General features: G+C 44.2%; 5 protein-coding genes. 1 reads left to right on the top strand and 4 read right to left on the bottom strand.

The window, feature by feature from the left end:
* Nucleotides 1-4: 4 nt before the first annotated feature.
* The 4 genes from ftsY to rpmB form a co-directional block, all read right to left on the bottom strand.
* Complete coding sequence (gene ftsY, locus ACJ751_RS24360) at nucleotides 5-967, bottom strand: signal recognition particle-docking protein FtsY (RefSeq protein ID WP_407748137.1); 963 nt, start codon at nucleotides 965-967, stop codon at nucleotides 5-7.
* A gap of 151 nt (nucleotides 968-1,118) precedes the next feature.
* Nucleotides 1,119-1,292: a DUF4295 domain-containing protein gene (locus tag ACJ751_RS24355; protein WP_014218834.1), complete on the bottom strand. Its 174-nt coding sequence runs from the start codon at nucleotides 1,290-1,292 to the stop codon at nucleotides 1,119-1,121.
* Between the two features lie 95 nt (nucleotides 1,293-1,387).
* On the bottom strand, nucleotides 1,388-1,570 hold the full coding sequence (gene rpmG / locus ACJ751_RS24350; protein WP_014218835.1) for a 50S ribosomal protein L33: 183 nt from the start codon (nucleotides 1,568-1,570) through the stop codon (nucleotides 1,388-1,390).
* Between the two features lie 23 nt (nucleotides 1,571-1,593).
* Nucleotides 1,594-1,830, bottom strand: a complete 237-nt coding sequence (gene rpmB, locus ACJ751_RS24345; RefSeq protein ID WP_407748136.1) for a 50S ribosomal protein L28 — start codon at nucleotides 1,828-1,830, stop codon at nucleotides 1,594-1,596.
* A 504-nt stretch (nucleotides 1,831-2,334) separates the two neighbouring features.
* On the opposite strand from rpmB, the gene ppk1 reads away from it, so the two are divergent.
* The coding region (ppk1, locus tag ACJ751_RS24340; RefSeq protein ID WP_407748135.1) for a polyphosphate kinase 1 at nucleotides 2,335-3,932 on the top strand (1,598 nt) is incomplete at its 3' end.

The following is a 3,932-nucleotide window of genomic DNA, read 5'->3' as shown; positions in this document are numbered from 1 at the left end:
CTTGTTAACTCGTTAACTTAAACAAACTATCTACAAATTCATGTTTATTAAATACCAGCAGGTCTTCCATTTTCTCGCCCACGCCTATAAACTTCACCGGTATTTTAAACTGGTTGGCGATGGCCAGCACTACCCCGCCCTTGGCGGTTCCATCTAATTTGGTAATGGTAAGGGCCGTTACATCGGTGGTGGCGGTAAAGTGTTTGGCCTGCTCCAGGGCGTTTTGTCCGGTTGAACCGTCGAGCACCAGCATTACTTCATGGGGCGCTTCGGGGATCAGTTTTTGAACTACCCGGCGAATTTTGCCCAGTTCATCCATCAGGTGGGCCTTGTTGTGCAAACGGCCTGCGGTGTCAATGATGATCACCTCTACTCCTTTGGCCAACCCGCTTTGCACGGTATCAAAGGCAACAGAAGCAGGGTCTGAACCCATGGCCTGTTTTACGATGGGAACGCCTACGCGTTCGCTCCAGATGGTTAACTGGTCAACCGCGGCGGCGCGGAAGGTATCTGCGGCGCCCAGTAAAACCGATTTGCCGGCTTTTTTAAAGTTATAGGCCAGTTTGCCAATAGTGGTAGTTTTGCCTACCCCGTTTACGCCCACTACCAGTATTACGAATGGTTTGGCGGGCAGGGGCGAACTGAAATTGTAGCTGTTATTTTCCGTTGCATCCACCAGCACGGCTTCAATTTCCTGCTGCAACAACTTGTTCAATTCACTGGAAGTGAGGTATTTATCTTTCGATACGCGTTGTTCTATTCGTTCAATGATCTTAACCGTGGTATCGATACCCACATCGGCGCTTACCAGGGCGTCTTCGAGGTTATCGAGCACCTCTTCGTCTACGGTACTTTTACCGGCAATGGCCTTGGTGATCTTTGATAGAAATCCCTCTTTGGTTTTCTGTAACCCCTGATCGAGTGATTCCTTTTCTTTTTTGCCAAACAACTTCCCGAGAAAACTCATTTTCCTGATTTTTAAAGAATAAAGATAGCGATGTAATCGTGAAACCAATCATCATTTAGAAATCCCGCAGTTGCAGCCGGACCACTTCAACAAATGCAAAAAAGCTCCGACAATATATCGGAGCTTTTGATAAGATACATACTTACCCAAATTATTTACCGGCTAAGAAATCCTTAACCTTGTCTTTGTGTACGATATTCTCTTTGAAAGTATATGCACCAGTCTTCTCACTGCGTACAGCACGAATTACTTTCGTCCAGTTCTTTGCTTCAGCGGCTGCTTTAGCATCTTTGGTTTTCGCGTTCTTTGAAGCTGCTTTTGCCATGACTCTAGTTTGAAATTGTGATAATTAGCAAATTCCAAAATTAATACAAGCTGCGTTTAGCAATTGCACAACGGCAAATTTGCTAATTGTCAACCTTACTTAATTTCTTTATGAACCGTTACCTTTTTCAGGATCGGGTTGTATTTTTTCAGCTCCAGACGTTCCGGAGTGTTCTTTTTGTTCTTGTTTGAAATATACCGGCTGGTACCAGGCAGTCCGCTATTTTTGTGCTCAGTACATTCCAGTATTACCTGAACACGGTTACCTTTCTTTGCCATTGTTATAACGCTTTAAAAGTTAATTAGATTTTTTCACCCCTTGCACGCAGTTCTTTTACTACGTTCAATAAGCCTCTTTTGTTAATAGTACGAATACCTTCAGTTGATAACTTAAGGGTGATCCATTTATCTTCCTCGGCCAGGTAAAAACGCTTCGTTTGCAAATTCGGTAAAAACCTACGTTTGCTCTTAATATTGGAATGCGATACTTTGTGTCCTGTTACGGGAACTTTACCTGTCACCAAACATACTCTTGACATGACGCATAAAAATTTAGGACGGCGAAGGTCGGAAAATCTAGGCAATCCACAAACTAATACCAAACTTTTTTTGCCAACTTTTCAACATCTGTGGATATAATAGGCTTGGAAATGTGTAAAATAGCTCAAAACGGGTAGTTATTCACATTTTTTGGCTGTTCCGGCCTCTCCGTCGATGAATTAATACCTCCAAAGTTCGGTTCTCTTCAGCAAAACTCAGCATTTAAAATTCTGTCACCCTCCTCTTTTGAGGTTGTATTGGGTGGGAACCGGGTTGGTGCCTTGATATTGAGCCCATGCATGGCCGATGTTTTTAATATATTCTTACAGAAACGATTTAATAATTACTTAATTTAATTTTAATTTACGGCTTCTCACCTTTGGCAGAACAACTTCATACCCAATTGTATGAAGGCCTGATCCGGGCACAGAAATGAAAACTATTTCTTAAACCTTAAAATGGAAAACAGGGTGAATTCTGCCAATACAAATATGAGCACTCAGATGAAACGCAAGACCATAGCCAGGGATATTAGTTGGTTATCTTTTAATGCCCGTGTATTGCAGGAAGCGGCTGACCCCAGCGTACCCTTACGGGAAAGGGTCAAATTTTTAGGCATCTTCTCCAATAACCTCGATGAATTTTTCAGGGTTCGCGTGGCTACCCTCAAACGCATGACCGAAGTGGGTAAAAAGAACATGCACATGGAGATTGCACCCAACAAGATCCTCGACGAAATTCAACAGATCGTATTGGACCAGCAAAGCCAGTTCAACCGGATCTGGGAAGGGATAAATAAAGAACTGGAAAAAGAAAAGATCTTCCTGGTCTCCGACAAAGGCCTTAATAAAGAACAACAAAAATTTGTTCAAACCTTTTTTGAGGAAGATGTGCGCATGAATACCATTCCGCTGATGGTGGAAAGTATCCCGCATTTCCCTTATCTGCGGGAAAAATCGCTGTATCTGGGGGTGGTGCTATCGCGCAAGGACGGCAGCCTGAAACGCAAATACGCGATCATTGAAATTCCGGCCAAGAACATTGGCCGCTTCAAAATATTGCCATCGCCCCAGGGGCAACATCATATTATCTTACTGGAAGATGTGATCCGGTTCAACCTGAAAAGTATTTTCTCTTATTTCGGGTACGATCGGTTTGAGTCGTGGGTATTTAAAATAACCAAGGACGCCGAGATCGATATGGACAGCGACATCTCCACTTCCCTTATTCAAAAAATAGAAAAGGGGGTGCGGAACCGGCGTAAGGGCAAACCCGTGCGGTTTGTATTTGACAAACAAATGGATGCTGGTTTGCTCGATTACCTGATCCGCAAGCTGAACCTGGCGCGAAAAGACAGCCTGATCCCCGGCGGCCGTATTCATAACTTCAGGCATTTTATGGATTTTCCGGATGTATTTGAAAAGAAGGGACACCGGAAAAAGCCTTTTATGCATCCCATGCTGAAAAGTACGAACCGGGTAACGGATGTGGTGTTGTATACCGACATCATGTTAAACTTTCCCTACCACTCCTTCAACCCGGTTATTGAACTGCTGCGTGAAGCGGCCATTGACCCCGATGTTACGGCTATTAAAATAACCGCCTACCGGCTGGCCCCCAATTCAAAAGTGGTAAACGCCCTTATCAATGCGGTGCGTAATGGCAAACAGGTAACGGTAATGCTGGAACTGCGGGCCCGGTTTGATGAGGAAAACAACCTGGACTGGAAAATTCGCCTGGAGGAAGAAGGCGTAAAAGTGCTGATCGGTATTCCTGACATGAAGGTACACGCCAAAGTCTGTTTGATTAAAAAGCGGGTGCTTAACCATACTATTCACTACGGTTTTATCAGCACCGGTAACCTGAATGAGAAGACGGCCAATTTTTATGGTGACCATTGTTTGCTGACGAGCGACCGGCATATTATGGCCGATGTGAACCGCATTTTTAACTTCCTGGAGAAACCCAAGGAAGGCATGCATTTTCTGAAGGCATGCAAAACCATTATCCCCTGCCCTGTCGATCTGCGCAAAGAATTGCTGAAGTTGATTGCCCGCGAAATAAAAAATGCCAAAGAAGGAAAACCCGCCGGCATTATTTT

The organism is Niastella sp. (assembly GCF_045805085.1).
Lineage (GTDB): Bacteria > Bacteroidota > Bacteroidia > Chitinophagales > Chitinophagaceae > Niastella.
This window is presented reverse-complemented; position numbering and strand designations above follow the sequence as displayed.